The sequence below is a fragment of the Mesorhizobium sp. LNHC229A00 genome, from assembly GCF_000502415.1.
Classification (GTDB): domain Bacteria; phylum Pseudomonadota; class Alphaproteobacteria; order Rhizobiales; family Rhizobiaceae; genus Mesorhizobium.
In genome coordinates, this window is the sequence record NZ_AYWQ01000009.1 from 180,124 (window position 1) to 200,713 (window position 20,590).

Below are 20,590 nucleotides of genomic sequence, written 5' to 3' on the forward strand. Positions count from 1 at the left end.
GCCGGTTCTCTACCCGAAAAAACGGAACGCGAAGCGACGCAGGTTGGGGTCCTGATTTCGCTTCTAAAAGGCCAGCGCCCGGCACGATTGGCACTTTCGATTCACGACTAACGTTCTGGGAGGAAATAGTCCATGCGAGTAGGTCTTTACGACAAACTGGTACGTGCCGGCGCCACAAGGCGTGACATATTGAAGGGCGCGGCCTCGATGGCCGCGATCGCGGCGGCATCTGGCGCCGGACTTGGCGCGCTGACGCGCCCGGCTTCCGCCGCAAGCGAACTGCGCTCGAAAATCCTGCAGATCCCCGGGGTTGGCAAAGGCCAACCGACAGACGCCGATTTCCAGAAGGTCGGCGAGCTTTGCCTGGAGGCGACCAAGGCCAATGTCAAGGAAGGCGAGTTCGCCGGCGTCGAGCTCACCTTCATGGGCCTCAATAACCAGAACCTGCACAACGTCCTGTTCCGTGGTTTCCTGAAGCCGTGGGAAACCTATACCGGCGCCAAGATCAGCTGGATCGACCTGGCGCAGGCCGACTACAACGCCCGCCTGCAGCAGTCGATCGCCACCGGCACCGTCGACTTCGACATCATCGAGATGGGCGCGCCGTTCGAGGGCGACGTCTGCGGCAAGGGCCTGACTTCGGAGATGCCCGACTGGGTCAAGAAGCAGATCGACTTCGACGATCTCGTCAACTACCTCAAGCCGCCCGTCGGCACCTGGGATGGCAAGCAGTACCGGGTCACCATCGACGGCGACGCGCACAATTTCAACTACCGCACCGACGTGTTTGCCGACGCCGACCTCGCCAAGCAGTGGAAGGATGGCGGGGCGACGAGCGAATGGGGCGTGCCTAAGACCTGGCAAGAGGTTCAGGCAGTGACCAAGTTCCTGAAAGGCAAGAAGTTCAAGGGTCAGGACGTCTACGGCTATCTCGACGCGCCCAAGCCCTGGGGCGGGTTCGGCTTTTACTTCCTTGGCAGCCGTGCCACCGCCTACGCCAAGCACCCCGACGACAAGGCCTGGCTGTTCGACGCCGACACGATGAAGCCACGGGTCAACAATCCGGCCTGGGTACGCGCCATCCAGGACGTCATCGACGCCTTGCCGTCGGAGCCGGCCGACCAGATCAATGCCGACCCGAACACCACCGCCTTCCAGCAGTTCCTGGCCGGCACCGGCTCGATGATCCCCTGGTGGGGCGACGTCGGCTCGAACGTCAAGACCAATGACAGCTCGGTCATCGGCGATGTCACCGGCTTCTCGATCCTGCCGGGCTCCGACGATGTCTACAACTCCAAGACCGGCAAGTGGGAGAAGCTCGCCAGCGGCCCGAACAATGCGCCCAACTGCGCCTATCTCGGCTGGGGCGTCTATGTCATGGCCCGCGTCGATAGCGACGAAAAGAAAAAGAAGGCGGCATGGTCGGCCGCCGCCCATCTCGGCGGCAAGGACCTGTCGATCTGGACGGCGATGTATCCGTCGGGCTTCCAGCCCTATCGCAATTCGCACTTCGACATTCCGGAGTGGGTGGCGGCCGGCTACGACGAGGCGTTCATCACCTCGTATCTGAAGTCGGAAGGCGACAGCTACAACCACCCCAACGCGGCGATCGAGCCGCGCATCCCCGGCATCTTCCAGTATTACAGCGCCGCCGAGGATATCCTGGCCAACACCTTCGCCGGCAAGATGAAGGCGCAGGAAGGCGCCGATGCCATCGCAGCCGCCTGGGAGAAGCTGACCGACCAGATCGGCCGCGACAAGCAGATCAAGCTCTACAAGGCTTCGCTCGGCATGTAGGCTACGCTATGAACCGTGGTCCGGCGGCAACGCCGGCCCACAGCCTTCCCTTCCAAACGGGCGAGATTTGTGGCTGACCAGACTTCGACCGCGACCCGGTGGCCGGCAGACGCCACCCCCTATGATCTGATCCCGCCGGGCCGCAGGCGTCTGGGCTGGGCGCTGATGGCGATTGCCACGCTTGGCCTGCTGGCCACGATCGTGCTGCAGATTCTCTACAAGACCGAGGTCGATCCGATCGGCTTCGAGACATGGCGGCCCGTGGTCTACGCCTATGTGCTGTGGGGTGTGGCGATCGGCATCGGCCAGGTTCTGACACGTGGCGAGGACGGCCAGCGCGCGCTGTTCCTGCTGCCGGCCCTGTTGTTCACCATTGCGATGGTGATCTTCCCGACCCTGTTCGGCTTCTACATCGCGCTTACCGACTGGAATCTCTCCTCCTTCAGCGGCCGCCGGTTCAACGGGCTCGACAATTTCTGGCAGATGCTCGCCGATCCCTACTACCGCAACGCCCTGTTCAACATGGTGCTCTATGTCCTGGCGGTGCTGGTCGAATATGTCATCGCCTTTGGTCTGGCGCTGCTGCTCAACGCGCAGATCCGGGCTCGAAAATTCTTCCGGGTGGTGTTCCTGATGCCGCTCATGCTATCGCCGGTCGCGGTCTCGTGGATGATCGGCAAGTCGCTGATGGAATACCGCTTTGGACCGGCAGCCACGCTGGCGCGCCATCTCGGCTGGGAAGACCCCGCCTTCTTCTCGAACCCGATCACCGCCCGCATCTCGATCATGCTGCTGGACGCCTGGACCTTCATTCCATTCATGATGATCATGCTGCTGGCGGGGCTGCAGGCGATGTCGCGCGAGGTGCTGGAGGCGGCACGTGTCGACGGCGCCACGCCCTGGCAGACCTTCTGGCAGGTCACGTTCCCGCTGATGCTGCCGGTGTCGGTGACGGCGGTGATCCTGCGCATCATCTTCAAGCTGAAGCTTGCCGACATCATCATCACGGTCACCTCGGGCGGTCCGGGCGGCGCCACCGATTCGGTCTCGAGCTTCATCTATCGCGAGTACCGCGACCGCTCGAATGTCGGCTATGGCACCATGCTGGCGATGGCGTATCTCGTCATCATCGTGGTGTTCGTGACCTGGCTGTTGAAGTTCGCCAGCCGTTTCGTCCGCAATGTGAATTAGGTAGAGATGAGCGTTCAGACCACCGACTACGTTGCATCCGAAATCCGCTCGCCGGCGAGCTTCCTCGCCAGCCGCGTCTTCATCTATGGCGCGCTCGCCTGCTGGGGCTTCATCTGCCTGTTTCCAATCTATTGGACCATCACCACATCGTTCAAGACGGCGGTGGATGTCACGCAGGGCCACCTCATCCCGTTCGTCGACTTCCAGCCGGATTGGAAAGGCTGGCGATCGCTTGGCCTGTCGCCGGACTCGATCTTCCAGACATCGACCGTGCGCGACGAGTTCCTCAAGCGCTTCATGAATTCGGTCATCACCTCGGTTGGCGCGTCGAGCCTGGCGATCATCATCGGCAGCCTCGCCGCCTATGGCCTGACCCGCTACCGCTACCATTTCGCCTGGTTCAAGAACGAAGACATCTCCTTCTTCTTCCTGTCGCAGCTCATCCTGCCGCCGGTGGTGCTGGCCCTGCCCTTCCTGGTGCTCTACCGCGAAGTCGGATTGCTCGATACCCGTGTCGGGCTGATCCTGCTCTACACGCTGATGGTGCTGCCGATCGTGATCTGGATCATGCGCGACCAGTTCAATTCCATCCCCGTCGAACTAGAGGAAGCAGCCCTCGTCGACGGCCTGTCGATCTGGGGCGCCTTTTTCCGTATCGTCATGCCGATCGCGCTGCCGGGCATGGTGGCCGCCTTCATCCTGGCGATGGTGCTGTGCTGGAACGAATACTTCTTCGCCGCTCTTTTGACCTCGACGGACGCCAAGACTATCCCCGTCATGGTTGCCAGCCAGACGGGCTCGCAAGGCATCAACTGGTGGTCGATGGCGGCGCTTGCCACCGCGGCCATCGCGCCGCTTGCCGTTATCGGCATCGCGCTGGAGCGCTACCTGATCATGGGCATGACCGCTGGCGCGGTGAAGTGACCGGGCGTCTTCACCCTCCCCTCCCTGGGAGAAGGTCGCGCTAGTCTAGGACTTCAGGATCGCGCGCAGATGATCCATGATCATGGCGACGCCCTTCTGTCCAAGTGCTGCCGAACCATGCGCCGCAGTCGCCGTATACCAGCTTTTGTTGTCCGCGAAATGCGCGGCGTCCACCGCTTCCGGGCATAGCGCCAGCATCAGCGATGTCTCGCCGATGCCGGCATGGTCGAACGGATATTTGCCGTTCATGGCGGCAGGCATCAGCGGATGCACCTGCACCCAGTTGAAGAAGTTCTCGCCCTCGGCATGTCCGGCATAGTAGTCAGCCATCGTCTCGGAGCCCCACCAGCCCTCGCCACGCTGCTTCTCGAGGAAGCGGAAGATCGCCTGCCTGCCAGCTGTCTTGAAGGCGAGGTCCGTCGGCATGCCGGCGGCGAAATTCTCGGTCTGGTGATGAATGATGGCGTGGATGTTGCGAAACCCAATGCGCAGCAGGCTGTAGAACAGCGCCTCGCCAAATGGCGCCAGTTGATTGCCGCCGACCTGGACGGAGCCGCTGCCTTCCGGCGGTGCCACCGCGTAACTCGCCGCGCCATAGTAGAAGGGCGGCAGGATGACGACATCGCTTTCTTTTTCGAACAACTCTAGCGTCTTGACGACCGCCAGCGTGTCCATGCCGACGGCCATGTGCTCGCCATGGTATTCGAGCACGCCGAGCGGCAGCGCGACTGGCCAATTCTGGGCGATCGCCTTGCGGATCTGGTGCGGCAGCATCAGTTCATAGCGCATGATCTATTCCATGTTGGTGTGGCGGGCGCGCATGGCTTCCGGCAACGCCGCGGTCATGTCCCTGAGTTTCAGCACCATGATCTCGAACAGCAGGAACAACGCGCCCTCGAACACCGAGCCCATCGGCAGCACCGACGTCTTTTGCGGCCCCTGATCGTCGGCCATGGTCTGCGCCGGGATCAGCAGCGTCAAATCGGCCAGCCCTGCGGCGCTGCCGCCTGCCTGGGCGGTCAGGAGCAGGACGGTCGCGCCTGCCTGGCGCGCGATTCGCATCAGGGTGAGTACGGTCGAGGTTTCGCCGGGCCCGGAACTGACAAGCAGGACATCGCCCTGCCCTACAGGCGGGGTGGTCATGTCGCCGACGACCGAAACCGGCAGGCCCAGATGATAAAGCCGCATGGCGAAGCCCTTCACCTGCAAGGCCTCGCGGCCGCAGCCATGGACGACAATTTGTCTGGCACCGACCAGCATCCCACAGGCGGCGTCGATCCGATCGCCATCGACGCGCGCCAGCACCGCGCCAAGCTCGTCGAGCGCGGTCTTGAACATCTCCGAGCTGGAGTTGCTCACGGCCACGCCGCCTGCGTGCCGGCAATCGAATTGGATTGGCAATTCCTGATCACGCTTTTCCCCGGAACAGCTTGATTTCGTTCATGCTAGCAACCGGGAAAATGCGTGTCCAACGCTCAGCGGCGCTTTTGCCAAGCCACGAGCGTGATAGTGTCATGTCAGACAAAGCAATCCGGGAAAATTTCAAGATATGAAGACACGGCATTTCGACCGCATCGGCAATGGCGGCATCACCTTCTCGGAGCTGGGTTTCGGTACCGCGCCGCTCGGCAATCTTTACCGCCCCGTCTCGGACGAGGACGCCAATGCGACGCTAGAGGCCGCCTGGGCGACCGGCTGCCGCTACTATGACACCGCGCCCCTCTATGGGCTCGGCCTGTCGGAAACACGTCTCAACCCGTTCCTGCGCTCCAGGAGGCGCGACGACTACGTGCTGTCGAGCAAGGTCGGCCGCATCATGCGCGCCTGCCCGCCAGAAGAGCGCACCGGCATCGGCAAGTTCTTCGACACGCCGTCGCGCAAGGAGGTCTACGATTACAGCTATGACGGCGTCATGCGCTCGTTCGAGGCCTCGCTGGAGCGGCTTGGCGTCGACCGCATCGACATCCTGTTCGTGCACGATGTCGATATCTTCACCCACGGCAGCAAGGAGGCGTCCGACCGGCGCGTCGAGGAGTTCATGCGCTCGGGCTATTATGGCCTGCTCGCCTTGCGCGACCAAGGCGTCATCAAGGCGTTCGGCGGCGGCATCAACGAATGGCAGGTGGCCCAGACCCTGGCCGAGCGCGGCGATTTCGACCTGTTCCTGCTTGCCGGTCGCTATACGCTATTGGAACAGGAGGCGCTGACATCGTTCCTGCCGCTTTGCCAGAAACGCGGCATCGGCATCGTTCTCGGCGGACCATACAATTCCGGCATCCTGGCCACCGGACCGAAGCCCGGCGCTTACTACAATTATTCCGAGGCGCCGCAGGATGTGCTCGATCGCGTGACGCGCATCGAGGCCGTCTGCAAGCGCCATGGGGTCGGGTTGATCGAAGCCGCCCTGCAGTTCCCGCTGTTGCACCCGTCTGTGGTTTCGGTCATCCCCGGCGGTCAGCGGCCCGAAGAAGTCGAGAGCAATCGCTCGCTGCTGGACGCGAAACTCCCTGCATCGCTCTGGGCCGATCTCAAGAACGAAGGCCTCATGCGCGCCGACGCCCCGGCAGCTTGAGGAGCTACCGTCCGGCCCAATACGGATCCGAAAAAGAAAAGCCGGGCAAGCCCGGCTTTTCTGGTTTTTCAAAAATCAAAACGCGCTTAGTTGACGGCGTCCTTGAGACCTTTGCCGGCCGAGAACTTCGGCACGGTGCGCGCCGGGATCTTCACTTCGGCGCCGGTCTGCGGGTTGCGGCCGGTGGATGCGGCGCGCTTTGACACGGTGAAATTGCCAAAGCCGACAAGCCGGACATCGCCGCCCTTCTTCAGTTCGCCGGAGATGACAGAAAACACTGCATCGACCGCGGACTGCGCGTCACCCTTCGAAATGCTCGCGGCGTCGGCGACAGCGGACACCAGTTCGTTCTTGTTCATAAAAATTCCCTTCCATGAGAACACCGGAACTCACGACTCATCCGGCAGGAAACGGACTTTAGAAAGAAGCGTTCCCGCAACCAAGTCGAAAAGGCAGGAAAAAAGCGGAAAAAGCCCGGAATTCCGGGGTTTTTCACATGAAAAAGCCGGGCGCGAGGCCCGGCTTTCTGTTTGTGCGCTGCAACCTTAGAAAAAACTAATGCGCAAGCGACTTTCCAGCGTCATCGCTCGTGTCCGTGGAAGCCGGCGGATTGACCGGTTCGACCCATTCGATCGGCTCCGGCATCCGCACCAGCGCGTGGCGCAACACCTCACCGACGCGTGAGACCGGAATGATTTCCATGCCGTTCTTCACGTTATCCGGGATCTCCGCCAGATCCTTGGCGTTGTCTTCCGGGATCAGCACCTTCTTGATGCCGCCGCGCAACGCGGCGAGCAGCTTCTCCTTGAGGCCGCCGATCGGCAAGATACGACCGCGAAGCGTTATCTCGCCAGTCATCGCCACATCGGCCCGCACCGGAATGCCCGTCAGCACCGACACGATAGCCGTGGCCATGGCGGCACCGGCGGACGGACCGTCCTTCGGCGTGGCGCCTTCCGGCAAGTGCACGTGGATGTCGCGCTTGTCGAACAGCGGCGGCTCGATGCCGAAATCGATGGCGCGCGAGCGGACATAGGAGGCCGCCGCCGAGATCGATTCCTTCATCACGTCGCGCAGATTGCCGGTCACCGTCATGCGGCCCTTGCCAGGCATCATGACGCCTTCGACCGTCAGCAGCTCGCCGCCGACTTCCGTCCAGGCTAGACCGGTGACGACACCGACCTGATCGTCAGCCTCGACCTGGCCGAAGCGGTAGCGCTGAACACCGAGATAGTCGGCGAGGTTCGCGGCCGTGATGCTCACCGTTTTCTTCTTCGTCTTCAGGATCTCGGTCACCGCCTTGCGCCCAAGCTTCATCAGCTCGCGCTCCAGGCTTCTGACGCCCGCTTCACGGGTGTAGGTCTGGATGATGGCGCGGATCGCGTCCTCACCGACGGAGAACTCCTTTGGCTGCAGCGCGTGATCGCGGATCACCTTCGGCATCAGGTGCCGCTTGGCGATTTCGATCTTCTCGTCCTCGGTGTAGCCGGCGATACGGATGATCTCCATGCGGTCCATCAGGGGCGCAGGGATGTTCAGCGTGTTCGCCGTCGTCACGAACATCACGCTCGACAGGTCGTATTCGACCTCGAGGTAGTGGTCCATGAACGTCGAGTTCTGTTCGGGGTCGAGCACCTCGAGCAGCGCGGACGACGGGTCGCCACGGAAGTCCTGGCCCATCTTGTCGATCTCGTCGAGCAGGAACAGCGGGTTGGACTTCTTGGCCTTCTTCATCGACTGGATGACCTTGCCGGGCATCGAGCCGATATAGGTGCGCCGGTGGCCACGGATCTCGGCCTCGTCACGCACGCCGCCAAGCGCCATGCGGATGAATTCGCGACCGGTCGCCTTGGCGATCGACTTGCCGAGCGAGGTCTTGCCGACGCCGGGAGGGCCGACGAGGCACAGGATCGGCCCCTTGAGCTTCTTCTGGCGGCTTTGCACGGCAAGGTACTCGACGATGCGGTCCTTGACCTTGTCGAGGCCGAAGTGATCGGTATCGAGCACGTTCTGCGCATAGGCCAGGTCCTGCTTGACCTTGGAGTTCTTGCCCCACGGGATCGACAGCAGCCAATCGAGATAGTTGCGCACGACAGTCGATTCGGCCGACATCGGCGACATCGTCCTGAGCTTCTTCAATTCGGCGTCCGCCTTTTCGCGGGCCTCCTTGGAGAGCTTGGTCTTCTTGATGCGAGCCTCGATCTCGGCGGCCTCGTCGCGGCCGTCCTCGCCCTCGCCGAGCTCCTTCTGGATCGCCTTCATTTGCTCGTTGAGGTAGTATTCGCGCTGCGTCTTCTCCATCTGGCGCTTGACGCGCGAGCGGATGCGCTTCTCCACCTGCAGGACGGAGATTTCGGCTTCCATGAAGCCCATCGCCTTTTCCAGCCGCTCCTTGACGGAAAGCGTGGCCAGCATTTCCTGCTTTTCAGGGATCTTGATGGCAAGATGCGAGGCAACCGTGTCGGCGAGCTTGGAATAGTCGTCGATCTGGCTGGCGGCACCCACCACTTCGGGCGAGATCTTCTTGTTCAGCTTGACGTAGTTCTCGAAGTCGGTGACGACCGAGCGGGCCAGGGCCTCGACCTCGACCTCTTCCTCTTCCGGTTCGACCAGAGCCGTGGCCTTGGCCTCGTGGAAATCGGGACGGTCGGTGAAGGAGACGATTTTCGCACGCGAAGCGCCTTCGACCAGAACCTTGACGGTGCCGTCGGGCAGCTTCAACAATTGCAGCACATTGGCGAGCGTGCCGATGTCGAAGATCGCATCGGGCTCGGGATCGTCATCGGCGGCATTCATCTGGGTGGCAAGCAGGATCTGCTTTTCCTGACCCATCACCTCTTCCAGCGCCTTGATCGACTTTTCGCGCCCGACGAAGAGCGGAACGATCATATGCGGGAACACCACGATGTCGCGCAGTGGGAGGACCGCGAAGACGCCGTCGCTGGGAGCCTTGGATATTTTGGCCATTGTCCAACCTTTCATGTCGCGGCCACCATCAGGCCAACCGCGAATCTCATATTAACGACCGGGGATCGTTCCGCCTACCACCGTTTATGACGGGAGTTTTACAGCACAGAAATCGGGCACCTCGGCCTTCTCGTGCTAGGTGGAGGCAGGCGGGCCAAAGATCAAGAGTTAACATCGTCCGCAATCCACTCCATCCCGAATGTTTGCCGGTCCCTCACAGCAAAACGGCGCCGCAGGGGCGCCGTTCCACGAAATATTGGGCCAGGTGCCATATCAGGCGCTGACATTGCCCTTCTTTTCCTTCTGTTCGGAATAGATGTAGAGCGGCCGGGCGCTGCCGGTCACCACCTCTTCCGAAATCACAACCTCGCGCACACCTTCGAGCGCGGGCAATTCGAACATCGTGTCGAGCAGGATCGCTTCCATGATCGAACGCAGGCCGCGCGCGCCGGTCTTGCGCTCGATGGCGCGCTTGGCGATCGCCGAAAGCGCGTTCTCGTGGAAGGTCAGATCGACATTTTCCATCTCGAACAGGCGCTGGTACTGCTTGACCAGCGCATTCTTCGGCTCGGTCAGGATCTGGATCAGTGCTGGCTCGTCGAGATCCTCCAGCGTCGCCAGGACCGGCAGACGGCCGACGAACTCCGGAATGAGGCCGAATTTCAACAGATCCTCGGGCTCGACGAGGCGGAAAACATCACCCGTGCGGCGATCCTCCGGCGAGGCGACGACAGCTCCGAAGCCGATCGAGGTTTTCCTGCCGCGATCCGAAATGATCTTGTCCAGCCCGGCGAAGGCGCCGCCGCAGATGAACAGGATGTTGGCGGTGTCGACCTGCAGGAACTCCTGCTGTGGGTGCTTGCGGCCGCCCTGCGGCGGCACGGAGGCGACCGTGCCTTCCATGATCTTGAGCAGCGCCTGTTGCACGCCCTCGCCCGACACGTCGCGGGTGATCGAAGGATTGTCGGACTTGCGTGAAATCTTGTCGATCTCGTCGATGTAGACGATGCCGCGCTGGGCGCGCTCGACATTGTAGTCGGCCGACTGCAGCAGCTTCAGGATGATGTTCTCGACGTCTTCGCCGACGTAACCGGCCTCGGTCAGCGTCGTGGCGTCGGCCATGGTGAAGGGTACGTCGATGATACGGGCCAGCGTCTGTGCCAGCAGCGTCTTGCCGCAGCCAGTCGGGCCGATCAGCAGGATGTTGGACTTGGCCAGCTCGACATCGTTGTTCTTGCCGGCATGCGCGAGGCGCTTGTAGTGGTTGTGGACGGCCACCGACAGCACGCGCTTGGCGTAGGGCTGGCCGATGACATAGTCGTCGAGGACCTTGAGGATCTCCTGCGGGGTCGGCACGCCCTCGCGCGACTTCACCATCGAGGTCTTGTTCTCCTCGCGGATGATATCCATGCACAGCTCGACGCACTCGTCGCAGATGAACACCGTCGGGCCGGCGATCAGCTTGCGCACCTCGTGCTGGCTCTTGCCGCAAAACGAGCAATAAAGCGTGTTCTTGGAATCACCGCTGTTGTTGCCGACCTTGCTCATTTTCATGTCCTTTCATGGCCGCCCGCCGATCGTCTGGCTGAAAGGGCGCATACTCTATTTATCGCGGGAATCCGCCGCCGCCAGTCTTCCGGCTCCCGCAACGTATTCCGTACGAAACACAAATCAGAAAACGTGGCAATGATTCGCAGCTTCCCCTCGCAAAGCTAAGCCGTCGAAAATCAACATAGCCTTAACGTAGGCAATCCCGACCTCCGAGGGAACAGCCAATTGTGGCCGAAATGACGCAAGACACGCCAAAAGCGCGTGATGGTGCCATCCAACTGCCAACTAGCCTTTATGCCAACGCCCCCTCGGCCGCCTCGCGCGACGAAATGACCTTGTCGATCAGGCCAAAATCCTTGGCCTCGTCGGCGGTCATGAAATGGTCCCGGTCGAGCGTCTTCTCGATGTCCTCATAGCTCTTGCCGGTGTGCTTGACATAGACCTCGTTGAGGCGACGCTTCAGCTTGATGATGTCCTGGGCGTGACGCTCGATATCGGACGCCTGCCCCTGGAAGCCGCCGGACGGCTGGTGAACCATGATGCGGGCGTTGGGCGTGGCGAAACGCATGTCCTTGTGGCCGGCGGTCAGCAGCAGCGAGCCCATCGAGGCCGCCTGGCCGATGCACAGCGTCGACACGGCCGGCTTGATGAACTGCATGGTGTCGTAGATCGCCATGCCCGAGGTGACGACGCCGCCCGGCGAATTGATGTAGAGGTTGATTTCCTTCTTCGGGTTCTCGGCTTCGAGGAACAGGAGTTGCGCGCAGACCAGCGTCGCCATGCCGTCCTCGACCGGACCGGTGATGAAAATGATGCGCTCCTTGAGGAGGCGCGAGAAAATGTCGTAGGCCCGCTCGCCGCGATTGGTCTGTTCGACCACCATCGGAACGAGGTTCATGTAGGTTTCGACGGGATTCTTCATCAGTTATCTCTTGTCTCGCGTGGGATTCCGGCGCCGGACAGGCTGGCAGCTCGGGCAGAATCGGTTCTGGATCGTTAAGATGTAAATAGGATGCCGGCTCATCCTTGTGCAAGGCCGACCCGTCCTAGCCATCTGGGTAAGTCGAATCAAGCTTCCGGGCAAGAATTAGCAACAGCTGATGCCACGCCGACCTAAATACCGAGCCGGCTCCGCCAGGGTAGCAGTTTCTTAACCTCGTGGCTTAAGGAAATGCGCCAAAACGCTTTTCTCGGCACCGGCGTCCCCTACAATTCAACGTTGAACTTGTGCCTACAGTTCAAACGGGGAGTGCCATGTCTGGGAAAACCGCATGCTTCACCATTGCCGGGCTCACCATGCTCGGCTCGATTTCGCAAACGGCGGCCGGCGGTCGCGCTGTCGAATGCTACGAGCCCGTCCACACACCGGCCATTTACGACACCGTCTACGAAAACGTCATGGTCAGCCCTCCCGGCCAGCAGATCGTCGACTACGATCCGCCGATCCATGGCACGCGCGAGCGTGTGGTGATGACTGTGCCGGCCCAGGTTCGGTATGAGGTGGTGCCTGCGGTCACCAGGACAGTCTACCATACAGTGAGGGTCGATGGCGGCAGCTATTCCTGGGAATGGCGCGTCATCCATGGCCGCCGCGTGTTGTGCAAGGCTTGGCACAAGGCACGCTATGAACGCGTTGCCGAGACGGCGGTGATCCAGCCCGAGCGCACGCGGCGCGTCGTCATTCCGGCGCAATATGACAGCATCGCCGAGNGCCGAGACGGCGGTGATCCAGCCCGAGCGCACGCGGCGCGTCGTCATTCCGGCGCAATATGACAGCATCGCCGAGGAGGTGCTGGTGCGGCCCGAGCAAAGGCGCGTCATCGATATTCCCGCCGCCTACCAGACCGTCCCGCGCCGCGTGCTGGTGCGCGAAGGCTCATCCAGCTGGCGGCGGGTGCATATTCCAAGGCACTGCCAGGACTAGGCTTAGGCCACCTCGGCCCGCAGCCAGGCCTTAAGACCGGCGACATCGCCATCGCCAATGGCTTTGGCCACGCGACGCCCGACCGCCGCGCCGAACTTGTAGCCATGGCCCGAGCAAGCCGAGACGACCAGGCACTTGCCGGTCTCATGTGCCAGGAATTTCTCGTCCTCGGTGAACGTGTAGGCGCAGGTGACCACTTCGGTCACCTTGTACTCCTCGATGCGGGCGATCGGCGGCGAAAACAGGTTGCGTATCGCCTCGCCCTCGCCGGGCACCGGCTCGCGGTTCCAGTCGGCGTCGCTGGTCGGCACCTTATGCAGGCCCGAGCCGAATTTCATGCCGGCACCCCGCGTAAGCGGGATCATATAGCCGTCGGTCGTGCCGCCGACATCGAGAATGACGGGCGCCGCCTCCCAAGCGGCCCTGAGATCGGCTGGCGGGTCGACATAGGCGAGCGCGGTGCGAAAGGTTTTCAATTCGCCGCCGAGTTCGGGAAATAGCTTCAGCACCCAAGCGCCAGCGGCAACGACGATGCGGTCGGCCTGCATCGTCTCGCCGGATTCGAGCACGATATGGCCGGCCTCGGCATCGATCTCCGTCACCTTGCTGTGGTCGTAGACATTGGCTCCATTGGTACGCAGCCATTTAGCCAGCCCAGCCGCTATTTCGCGGCAATGCAGCGCGCCGCCCTCGGGCGAAAAATAGGCGTAGCGGAACGAGCCGGTCTCAAGGAACGGCCAGCGCTCCACGGCTGCGTCCGGTCCCAGCAATTCGTAAGGGAATTTTCCTTCTTCAAGGCCCTCGCGGTATTCCTCGGCCTCGTCGCCGGGCTCGCGCGAAACGCAGACGAAGCCCCGCGCGTCGAGGTGGTTCTCGCCGAGATCAGCCCACATCTCGTCCCAGGCCTCGTAGGCTTCAGTGATCAGCAGCCCATAGCCGGTTCCAGCGCGGTAGGCGCGGCGGATGATGCGGTGATGGTCGCCCGACGCCGCCAGCGGATTGGGGATCGGTCCCTGCTCGACGACCGACACGGCGTGGCCCGCCTTTACCAGCGACCATGCCGTGGACAGACCGGCGATACCCGCGCCGACAACGATCACATTCATCCGTTCAGACCTTCCGCAACCCTACTGGCTGGCTCAATGCATCGGGCTGTCGGACGCAACATACGGTCTGGAACCGGGCTGGCAAGCCGCGCTATGGGTCTGGCATGACCATATCGACGCTCTCCTATCTGGCCTTCGATCCAGCCACCCGCCGGCTCAGACTCGACCCCCGCGAACCGGCTTTCTTCCTGGATCCTTACGAGGCCTACGGCTTCCTGCACGAAGCTTCGAATGCTTTTTTCTGGGAAGAATTCGGCTTCTGGTGCTTTGGCGGCTTCGGCGATGTCAACCGGCTGTTGCGCGACCGCCGTTTCGGCCGCCAGAACCCGGCCGGCATCCCCGACAGCCGCGGTGTCGGCCGAGACAGGACCCATCTCGAGGCATTCGACGGCATCGAAGCCAATTCGATGCTGGAGCTGGAGCCGCCGGTGCATACGCGCCTGAGAACACTGGTCAACCGTGCTTTCGTCTCCCGTCAGGTCGAACGGTTGCGGCCGCGCGTCGAGGCGCTTGCCAACGAATTGATCGATCGTTTCGAACCTGGCAAGGCCGTCGACCTCCTGCCGGCCTTCGCGTCCCCGCTGCCGATCACCATCATCGCCGAAATGCTTGGGGTGCCGGTGGAGATGGGGCCGCGACTGCTCGACTGGTCACATCAAATGGTCGCGATGTATATCCATGGCCGCACCCGTGAGACCGAGGAGACGGCCAACCGTGCCGCGGGCGAATTTTCCGATTTCCTGCGCGGCTACGTGACCGAGCGGCGCAAAAAGCCGGGCGATGACCTGCTGTCGCTGCTGATCTCGGCTCAGGAGGACGGCCAGAAACTGTCAGAGGACGAGCTGGTCTCCTCGGCCATCCTGCTGCTCAACGCTGGCCATGAAGCAACCGTGCACCAGACAGGCAATGCCGTCCACTCCATCCTGGCACAAGGCGGCGACCCGCGCCGCTTCTTTACCTCGCCGGAGGCGACGGCAGCCACGGTCGAGGAATGCCTGCGTTTCGACGCGCCGCTGCACATGTTCATGCGCTATGCCTACGAGGAAATCGAAATCGCGCCCGGCATCGTCGTGCGGCCGGGCCAGACGATCGGACTTTTGCTTGGCATGGCCAATCATGATCCGCACGCCTTCGCCGGACCTCGGGCCTTCCGGCCGGAGCGGACCGACCAGAAGAATGTATCATTCGGCGCCGGTATCCATTTCTGCATCGGTGCGCCGCTGGCCCGCCTCGAACTGCAGGTTTCGCTGAGGACCTTGTTCGAGCGGCACCCACAACTGCATCTCGCCGAACAGCCACGCTTCCGCGACACTTACCACTTCCATGGGCTGGAACGACTTGCCGTCGATCTTGGCTAGCGAGTGCCCGGAAATCCGACGGGATTCTCGAATATGATCAAGCTTCAAAGCTTGATCACATACTCCTTGCGAGTCGTTTCAAGCACTTCCCAGCTGCCCTTGAAGCCCGGCCGCAGCACGAAGCTGTCACCGGCTTTGACGGTGCGCGCTTCGCCGCCCTCTTCGGCGATTACCGAAACACCTGAGAGAATGTGGCAGAACTCCCATTCGTCATAGACGATGCGCCACTTGCCGGGGGTCGATTCCCAGATGCCGGCATAGAGGCCGCCGTCGCGCTCCTCGACATTCCAGGTGCGGAATTTCGGATCGCCCGAGATCAGGCGATCCGGCGCCGGCGCACCGGATTCGGGCTCGACGCTTTTGGCGTCGACGGAAAGAAACGCGGTCATATCAGGTCAGACCTTGGCGAGTGCCTGTTCGAGGTCGGCGACAATGTCGGTGACATCCTCGATGCCGATGGACAGCCGCACCGTGTCCGGCCCGGCACCAGCCTTGACCTTCTGTTCGTCGGAAAGCTGCCTATGCGTGGTCGAGGCCGGATGGATGACCAGCGACTTGGTGTCGCCGACATTGGCCAGGTGCGAGAACAGTTCGAGTGCCTCGACGAATTTGATGCCGGCCTCGTAGCCGCCCTTCAGACCGAAGGTGAACACGGCGCCAGAGCCCAGCGGCGAATATTTCTTCTGTAGCGCGTTGTTCTTGTCGCTGGGCAGGCCGGGATAATTCACCCAGGCGACCTTGGGGTGATTGGACAGCCAGCCAGCGACGGTGATCGCATTGTCGCAATGGCGCTGCATGCGCAGCGGCAAGGTCTCGAGGCCGGTAAGGATAAGGAAAGCATTGAACGGCGAGATCGCCGGGCCGAGATCGCGCAGACCGAGCACGCGCGCGGCGATGGCAAAAGCGAAATTGCCGAAGGTCTCGTGCAGCACGAGGCCACCGTATTCGGGGCGCGGTTCCGACAGCATCGGGTATTTGCCCGACTTCGACCAGTCGAAGGTGCCACCGTCGACAATGACGCCGCCAATCGAATTGCCGTGGCCGCCCATGAACTTGGTCAGTGAATGCACGACGATGTCGGCGCCATGCTCGATCGGCCGGATGAGATAGGGGGAGGCCAGCGTGTTGTCGACGATCAGCGGCAATCCGTGCTTGCGGGCGATGTCGCCGATCTTCTCGATATCGACGAAGGTGCCGCCCGGATTGGCCAGGCTCTCGATGAAGATCGCCTTGGTCCTGTCGTCGATCTGGCTCTCGAAGGTCGAGATGTCGTTGGTTTCGGCCCAGCGCACCTCCCAGCCATAATTCTTGAAGGCATGGCCGAACTGGTTGATCGAACCACCGTAAAGCTTGTTGGCGGCGACGAAGTTGTCACCGGGCTGCATCAGATTGTGGAACACGATGACCTGCGCGGCATGGCCGGAGGCGACCGCAAGGGCGGCCGTGCCGCCCTCGAGGGCCGCGACGCGCTCTTCGAGCACTGCCTGGGTCGGGTTCATGATGCGGGTGTAGATGTTGCCGAACGCCTTTAGCCCGAACAGCGAAGCGGCGTGGTCGGCGTCATCGAAAACAAAGGAGGTCGTCTGGTAGATCGGCGTGGCGCGTGCGCCGGTCGCCGGATCGGGCTTGGCGCCGGCATGGACGGCGAGCGTGTTGAAACCGGGCGAACGGGTCACTGAAACCTCCCTTTGAACTTCTTAAATTAGCCGTGCATTCTTGGCGAAGGCGGCGTGCGAATGCAAAGAAGAAAATACCTTTCGGCGCCGGTCCTCCGATCACACCGCAAGATAATGCGGCATTCAGCGGAATAATTTTGCGCCTCTGCGCCGCGCCTATTTCTGACGCACGCCGAAACTCTGGAAGCCCTGGCGCATCAGCGGCTTCTTGGACGACAGGACGCCGGAGTTGACGCCGGTCCAGCCGATCTCGCCGGAGAGCTTGCCATACTCGATCTTGGGGCAGCGGTTCATCACCACCCTGATGCCGGCCGCTTCGCCACGGGCGGCTGTCTCGTCATGGCGCACGCCAAGCTGCATCCAGATGACTTTCGGCAAGGGATCGAGTTGCAACACCTCCTCGAGGACGCCAGGGACCGCCGCGGCATTGCGGAAAATATCGACCATGTCGATCGGCTCCGGTATGTCGGCCAGCCTGGCATAGGTCATTCGGCCGAGGATTTCCTTGCCGGCCTGGCCAGGATTGATCGGGAACACCGAAAACCCTTTGGCCAGCAGGTATTTCAGGACGAAATAGCTCGGCCTGACATCATTGGCCGACGCCCCGACCATAGCGATCGTCTTCACCGAATTGAGGATGCCACCGATATAGGCGTTGTCGTAGCTATCGTGATTCATGTCTCGCCCTCATACAACGCCTCGGCGAGAAAACCATCCGGGTCATTGCTGAAATCGCGCAGCATGCGGAAGTGGTCCGTATCACGAAAGTCGGCAGGCTCGAGCCCGAAGCGGCTGATGCGGAACAATTGCGCGCCGGGACAGGCCATCAATAGCGGCGAATGGGTCGCCATGATCACCTGCGCGGTGCCCGATTGGTCCATGCGCCGCAGCATCTTCAGCAATTCGATCTGGCGCGTCGGCGAAAGCGCGCTCTCGGGCTCGTCGAGAATATAGATGCCTTGCCTGCGGCAGCGCTCCTCGAAGAAGTGGATAAAGCCTTCGCCATGCGACCAGGACAGAAAGTCGGGCGGTATTCCGCCGGATTCCCTGGCCGCCTCGTCGAGGTAACGGGCAACGGAATAGAAGGATTCGGCGCGGAAGAACCAACCGGCAGTAACCTTCGGCAGCCAGTGGCAACGAAACGCATCAGCTAGCGCGGCCCCGCTCTTGTCGACAGCGCGGGAGTGGTCGACCGGCCGGTAGCCCTTGCCGCCTCCAGCTTCGTCATAACCGGCCAGCGCGCCGATGGCCTCCAGCAGCGTGGATTTACCGGTGCCGTTCTCGCCGACGATGATGGTGATGGGCGTGGTGAATTCGAGCTCGAACGCGTGGCGGCGAAACAGCGGCAGGTTCCAGGGATATTTTTCCCAGTCAGCCGCCCGCTCGGCATCGAGCAAAATCCGTTTGAGGTACGGTGCCTTGAGCCGTGTCAGTTGCTTGCGGTAGGCCATCAATCAGGCAGCGAAATCGTGCCGTCGTCCGCGATCGGAAAGGCCGGATTGTGCGCCACCTCCCAAACATGCCCGTCGGCATCGGCGAAATAGCCGTACCAGCCGCCCCAGAAGGCGCGGCCAGCCGGCTTGACGATATGGCCGCCAGCCTTCTCGGCCATGGCGAGCACTTCGTCGACCTCGGCGTCGGAGCGGGTGTTGTAGGCGAGATAGACCGCCGAGGGCGCCTGGGCGAAGGTGGTGCCGGAGTCCTCCTCGGCGCTGGGGCGCGGGAACAGGCCGAGGATGGCGCCGCCCATCTGGAAGAAGGCAACGCCGTCGGTAATTCCTGCGTGGCGCTTCAGACCCATCGCCTCGTAGAAGCGCACGGCGCGATCCAGATTGTCGGTGGCGATGGTGATGATGGAAATGCGCGGTTCCATGATCCTATTCGTCCGTCCATTCCGCCTTGCGCTTGCCGATGAAGGCGCCGATGCCCTCTTCCGCGTCCCGCGCCAGCATGTTCTCGACCATGACCCGGCCGGTATAGGCATAGGCATCGGCCAAGCCCATCTCGGCCTGCGCGTAAAAAGCTTCCTTGCCGGTCTTGATCACCAAAGACGATTTGGAAGCAATGGTTTGCGCGTATTTGGTGACTATCTGATTCAGGTACTCGCGTGGCACGACGCGGTTCACGAGGCCGAACTCCTTGGCGGTCGCGGCGTCGATCGTCTCGCCGGTCAAGAGCATTTCCATCGCCTGCTTGCGCGAGACGTTGCGCGACAGCGCCACCATCGGCGTCGAACAGAACAGGCCGATGTTGACGCCCGGCGTGCAGAAGGTCGCCTCGTGCGAGGCGATCGCCAGGTCGCAGCTGGCGACCAATTGCAGGCCGGCGGCTGTCGCCAGACCATCCACCTCGGCGATGACAGGCAAGGGATGGCGCACGATCGTCTGCATCAGCATGGCGCAAGCGGCAAAGGTCTCTTCGAAGAAGGCCTTGCCGCGATCGGCATCGGCACGCCGCGCGGTCATTTCCTTGAGGTCGTGGCCGGCGCAGAACACCTTGCCGGCCGCCGACAGCACAATCACGCGAACGGCCTTGTCCGCCTTGGCGCGTTCCAACTCAGCCACGAGCGCCGCCATCACCGAAAGCGACAGGGCATTGGCGGGCGGATTGGCGAGCGTCAGGCGCAGCACGCCCTTCTCCTGTCTTGTCGTGACCGGGCCCTCGTCGGCGGCAGCAGGCTTGATGGCAAGGATTTCGGCCATGGCTAAGGTCTCCGCGATTCCGGTCGTGCTGGCAGTATCTAATATCGGATCGGGTTTCGTCCAACACCCATCGCTTGCGCCAGGGTGATGTATATGTTGCCAGAAACACCCGGCAGCGCCCATACAGGCTTGGCGCAGAACGAGAGACCGACATGCCCGCCCACACCAACCTCAAGCCGGTGCTGACCGCTGCGCAGATCAATTTGTTGATGGAAACCGTCTTTCCCCAACTCAATGAGAGTGCCGCCGCCTACGAGGCGATCGACGTGTTTCCAGGCGGCTGCATCGTACGGCTCAATGCCGGCGAACGGCATTTGCGTCCCGGCGGCACGGTGTCCGGCCCCGCCCTGTTCACGCTGGCCGACATTGGCGGCTATGTCTGCGTGCTCAGCCATGCCGGGCCGGACGCGCTCTCGGTCACCACGAACCTCAACATCAATTTCGTGCGAAAGGCCGAGGCCGGACCGATCGATGGCCATTGCCGCATCCTGAAGCTCGGCAAGAGCCTGATGGTGTTCGATATTGACATCGTCGCCGGCCCGGAAGGACACACGATCGCGCATGCCACGGGCACCTACTCGATCCCGCCGCGGCAATCGTAACGATTGAACGTCTCGGCGATGTCGCAAAATAAGCTGGCGTTGACAGCGCGTTTGGTACGCCGGCAAGCGTGGTAAAATAATACCTTTTATACAAATAGCTGTATTTGCTTAGTTTTCTTGGCTATCTGCTTTTGCTATCGCCTTGACGCGATCCCTCCCCTCGCCTATAAGCCCTCACGAAACAGCGGCCCGCAAAGGCCGCCGTTTTATTATTGGCACC

20 protein-coding genes and 1 pseudogene are annotated in these 20,590 nt (G+C 61.9%); 8 read left to right on the plus strand and 13 right to left on the minus strand.

The window, feature by feature from the left end:
* The first annotated feature begins 132 nt into the window (after positions 1 to 132).
* The 3 genes from X742_RS150680 to X742_RS150670 all read left to right on the plus strand — a co-directional run bounded on the left by X742_RS150680 (position 133) and on the right by X742_RS150670 (position 3,912).
* On the plus strand, positions 133 to 1,797 hold the full coding sequence (locus X742_RS150680; RefSeq protein ID WP_023773220.1) for a sugar ABC transporter substrate-binding protein: 1,665 nt from the start codon (positions 133 to 135) through the stop codon (positions 1,795 to 1,797).
* A 69-nt stretch (positions 1,798 to 1,866) separates the two neighbouring features.
* Positions 1,867 to 2,988 (plus strand): sugar ABC transporter permease, encoded by a 1,122-nt coding sequence (locus tag X742_RS150675; RefSeq protein ID WP_031248099.1) that lies wholly within the window; start codon positions 1,867 to 1,869, stop codon positions 2,986 to 2,988.
* A gap of 6 nt (positions 2,989 to 2,994) precedes the next feature.
* Entirely contained in the window at positions 2,995 to 3,912 is a 918-nt protein-coding gene (locus X742_RS150670; RefSeq protein WP_023773222.1) for a carbohydrate ABC transporter permease, read from the plus strand.
* A 45-nt stretch (positions 3,913 to 3,957) separates the two neighbouring features.
* Here X742_RS150670 and X742_RS150665 read toward each other — a convergent pair whose 3' ends face one another.
* Together X742_RS150665 and X742_RS150660 are read right to left on the minus strand one after the other, a co-directional pair.
* Complete coding sequence (locus X742_RS150665) at positions 3,958 to 4,701, minus strand: creatininase family protein (RefSeq protein ID WP_023773223.1); 744 nt, start codon at positions 4,699 to 4,701, stop codon at positions 3,958 to 3,960.
* A gap of 3 nt (positions 4,702 to 4,704) precedes the next feature.
* Positions 4,705 to 5,271 carry an SIS domain-containing protein gene (locus tag X742_RS150660; protein ID WP_023773224.1) on the minus strand — a complete coding sequence of 189 codons (567 nt, stop codon included), beginning with the start codon at positions 5,269 to 5,271 and terminating at the stop codon, positions 4,705 to 4,707.
* A gap of 190 nt (positions 5,272 to 5,461) precedes the next feature.
* On the opposite strand from X742_RS150660, the gene X742_RS150655 reads away from it, so the two are divergent.
* Positions 5,462 to 6,484, plus strand: coding sequence for an aldo/keto reductase (locus X742_RS150655; protein WP_023773225.1), 1,023 nt, complete (start codon positions 5,462 to 5,464; stop codon positions 6,482 to 6,484).
* A gap of 86 nt (positions 6,485 to 6,570) precedes the next feature.
* Here X742_RS150655 and X742_RS150650 read toward each other — a convergent pair whose 3' ends face one another.
* The 4 genes from X742_RS150650 to clpP all read right to left on the minus strand — a co-directional run bounded on the left by X742_RS150650 (position 6,571) and on the right by clpP (position 11,924).
* Positions 6,571 to 6,843, minus strand: coding sequence for an HU family DNA-binding protein (locus X742_RS150650; protein ID WP_015318196.1), 273 nt, complete (start codon positions 6,841 to 6,843; stop codon positions 6,571 to 6,573).
* 196 nt (positions 6,844 to 7,039) lie between these two features.
* On the minus strand, positions 7,040 to 9,451 hold the full coding sequence (gene lon, locus X742_RS150645) for an endopeptidase La (RefSeq protein ID WP_015318197.1): 2,412 nt from the start codon (positions 9,449 to 9,451) through the stop codon (positions 7,040 to 7,042).
* A 273-nt stretch (positions 9,452 to 9,724) separates the two neighbouring features.
* A complete protein-coding gene (clpX, locus tag X742_RS150640; RefSeq protein ID WP_013532190.1) occupies positions 9,725 to 10,999 on the minus strand; it encodes an ATP-dependent Clp protease ATP-binding subunit ClpX in 1,275 nt (424 codons plus the stop codon).
* Positions 11,000 to 11,294: 295 nt separating this feature from the next.
* Positions 11,295 to 11,924, minus strand: coding sequence for an ATP-dependent Clp endopeptidase proteolytic subunit ClpP (gene clpP / locus X742_RS150635; protein ID WP_015318198.1), 630 nt, complete (start codon positions 11,922 to 11,924; stop codon positions 11,295 to 11,297).
* Between the two features lie 332 nt (positions 11,925 to 12,256).
* Between clpP and X742_RS01000000170285 the strand changes: the two genes are divergently transcribed.
* Positions 12,257 to 12,775, plus strand: a complete 519-nt coding sequence (locus X742_RS01000000170285) for a hypothetical protein (RefSeq protein WP_245275569.1) — start codon at positions 12,257 to 12,259, stop codon at positions 12,773 to 12,775.
* A pseudogene (locus X742_RS1000000174065) lies at positions 12,714 to 12,926 on the plus strand (hypothetical protein); the annotation flags it as partial. The gene X742_RS01000000170285 and the pseudogene X742_RS1000000174065, both read left to right, overlap by 62 nt.
* A 2-nt stretch (positions 12,927 to 12,928) precedes the next feature.
* On the opposite strand, the gene X742_RS150630 reads toward X742_RS1000000174065, so the two are convergent.
* Complete coding sequence (locus X742_RS150630; protein WP_023773226.1) at positions 12,929 to 14,032, minus strand: FAD-binding oxidoreductase; 1,104 nt, start codon at positions 14,030 to 14,032, stop codon at positions 12,929 to 12,931.
* Positions 14,033 to 14,136: 104 nt separating this feature from the next.
* Here X742_RS150630 and X742_RS150625 point away from each other — a divergent pair, with 104 nt between their 5' ends.
* A complete protein-coding gene (locus X742_RS150625; RefSeq protein ID WP_023773227.1) occupies positions 14,137 to 15,390 on the plus strand; it encodes a cytochrome P450 in 1,254 nt (417 codons plus the stop codon).
* A gap of 44 nt (positions 15,391 to 15,434) precedes the next feature.
* On the opposite strand, the gene X742_RS150620 is transcribed toward X742_RS150625, so the two are convergent.
* From X742_RS150620 to X742_RS150595, 6 genes are all read right to left on the minus strand, one after another.
* Positions 15,435 to 15,779 (minus strand): cupin domain-containing protein, encoded by a 345-nt coding sequence (locus X742_RS150620; RefSeq protein WP_023773228.1) that lies wholly within the window; start codon positions 15,777 to 15,779, stop codon positions 15,435 to 15,437.
* A gap of 6 nt (positions 15,780 to 15,785) precedes the next feature.
* Positions 15,786 to 17,066, minus strand: a complete 1,281-nt coding sequence (locus X742_RS150615; RefSeq protein ID WP_023773229.1) for an O-acetylhomoserine aminocarboxypropyltransferase — start codon at positions 17,064 to 17,066, stop codon at positions 15,786 to 15,788.
* Between the two features lie 156 nt (positions 17,067 to 17,222).
* Positions 17,223 to 17,744, minus strand: a complete 522-nt coding sequence (locus X742_RS150610; RefSeq protein WP_023773230.1) for a CoA-binding protein — start codon at positions 17,742 to 17,744, stop codon at positions 17,223 to 17,225.
* Entirely contained in the window at positions 17,741 to 18,517 is a 777-nt protein-coding gene (locus X742_RS150605; protein WP_023773231.1) for an AAA family ATPase, read from the minus strand. The genes X742_RS150610 and X742_RS150605 overlap by 4 nt, the downstream gene beginning before the upstream one ends.
* A complete protein-coding gene (locus tag X742_RS150600) occupies positions 18,517 to 18,939 on the minus strand; it encodes a VOC family protein (RefSeq protein WP_023773232.1) in 423 nt (140 codons plus the stop codon). The genes X742_RS150605 and X742_RS150600 overlap by 1 nt, the downstream gene beginning before the upstream one ends.
* A 4-nt stretch (positions 18,940 to 18,943) precedes the next feature.
* Positions 18,944 to 19,768 (minus strand): enoyl-CoA hydratase, encoded by an 825-nt coding sequence (locus X742_RS150595; RefSeq protein ID WP_023773233.1) that lies wholly within the window; start codon positions 19,766 to 19,768, stop codon positions 18,944 to 18,946.
* Between the two features lie 152 nt (positions 19,769 to 19,920).
* Here X742_RS150595 and X742_RS150590 point away from each other — a divergent pair, with 152 nt between their 5' ends.
* The gene (locus X742_RS150590) at positions 19,921 to 20,370 is read left to right on the plus strand and encodes a PaaI family thioesterase (protein WP_023773234.1); all 450 of its coding nucleotides are present in this window, start codon (positions 19,921 to 19,923) and stop codon (positions 20,368 to 20,370) included.
* The last annotated feature ends 220 nt before the right edge of the window (positions 20,371 to 20,590 follow it).

Excerpts from the sequence above, each read along its gene's own strand:
- X742_RS150680 (WP_023773220.1), top strand. The coding sequence starts at position 133 with ATGCGAGTAGGTCTTTACGACAAACTGGTACGTGCCGGCGCCACAAGG.
- X742_RS150670 (WP_023773222.1), top strand. The coding sequence starts at position 2,995 with ATGAGCGTTCAGACCACCGACTACGTTGCATCCGAAATCCGCTCGCCG.
- X742_RS150665 (WP_023773223.1), bottom strand. The coding sequence starts at position 4,701 with ATGCGCTATGAACTGATGCTGCCGCACCAGATCCGCAAGGCGATCGCC.
- X742_RS150655 (WP_023773225.1), top strand. The coding sequence starts at position 5,462 with ATGAAGACACGGCATTTCGACCGCATCGGCAATGGCGGCATCACCTTC.
- X742_RS150650 (WP_015318196.1), bottom strand. The coding sequence starts at position 6,843 with ATGAACAAGAACGAACTGGTGTCCGCTGTCGCCGACGCCGCGAGCATT.
- lon (WP_015318197.1), bottom strand. The coding sequence starts at position 9,451 with ATGGCCAAAATATCCAAGGCTCCCAGCGACGGCGTCTTCGCGGTCCTC.
- clpX (WP_013532190.1), bottom strand. The coding sequence starts at position 10,999 with ATGAGCAAGGTCGGCAACAACAGCGGTGATTCCAAGAACACGCTTTAT.
- clpP (WP_015318198.1), bottom strand. The coding sequence starts at position 11,924 with ATGAAGAATCCCGTCGAAACCTACATGAACCTCGTTCCGATGGTGGTC.
- X742_RS150630 (WP_023773226.1), bottom strand. The coding sequence starts at position 14,032 with ATGAATGTGATCGTTGTCGGCGCGGGTATCGCCGGTCTGTCCACGGCA.
- X742_RS150625 (WP_023773227.1), top strand. The coding sequence starts at position 14,137 with ATGACCATATCGACGCTCTCCTATCTGGCCTTCGATCCAGCCACCCGC.
- X742_RS150620 (WP_023773228.1), bottom strand. The coding sequence starts at position 15,779 with ATGACCGCGTTTCTTTCCGTCGACGCCAAAAGCGTCGAGCCCGAATCC.
- X742_RS150610 (WP_023773230.1), bottom strand. The coding sequence starts at position 17,744 with ATGAATCACGATAGCTACGACAACGCCTATATCGGTGGCATCCTCAAT.
- X742_RS150605 (WP_023773231.1), bottom strand. The coding sequence starts at position 18,517 with ATGGCCTACCGCAAGCAACTGACACGGCTCAAGGCACCGTACCTCAAA.
- X742_RS150600 (WP_023773232.1), bottom strand. The coding sequence starts at position 18,939 with ATGGAACCGCGCATTTCCATCATCACCATCGCCACCGACAATCTGGAT.
- X742_RS150595 (WP_023773233.1), bottom strand. The coding sequence starts at position 19,768 with ATGGCCGAAATCCTTGCCATCAAGCCTGCTGCCGCCGACGAGGGCCCG.
- X742_RS150590 (WP_023773234.1), top strand. The coding sequence starts at position 19,921 with ATGCCCGCCCACACCAACCTCAAGCCGGTGCTGACCGCTGCGCAGATC.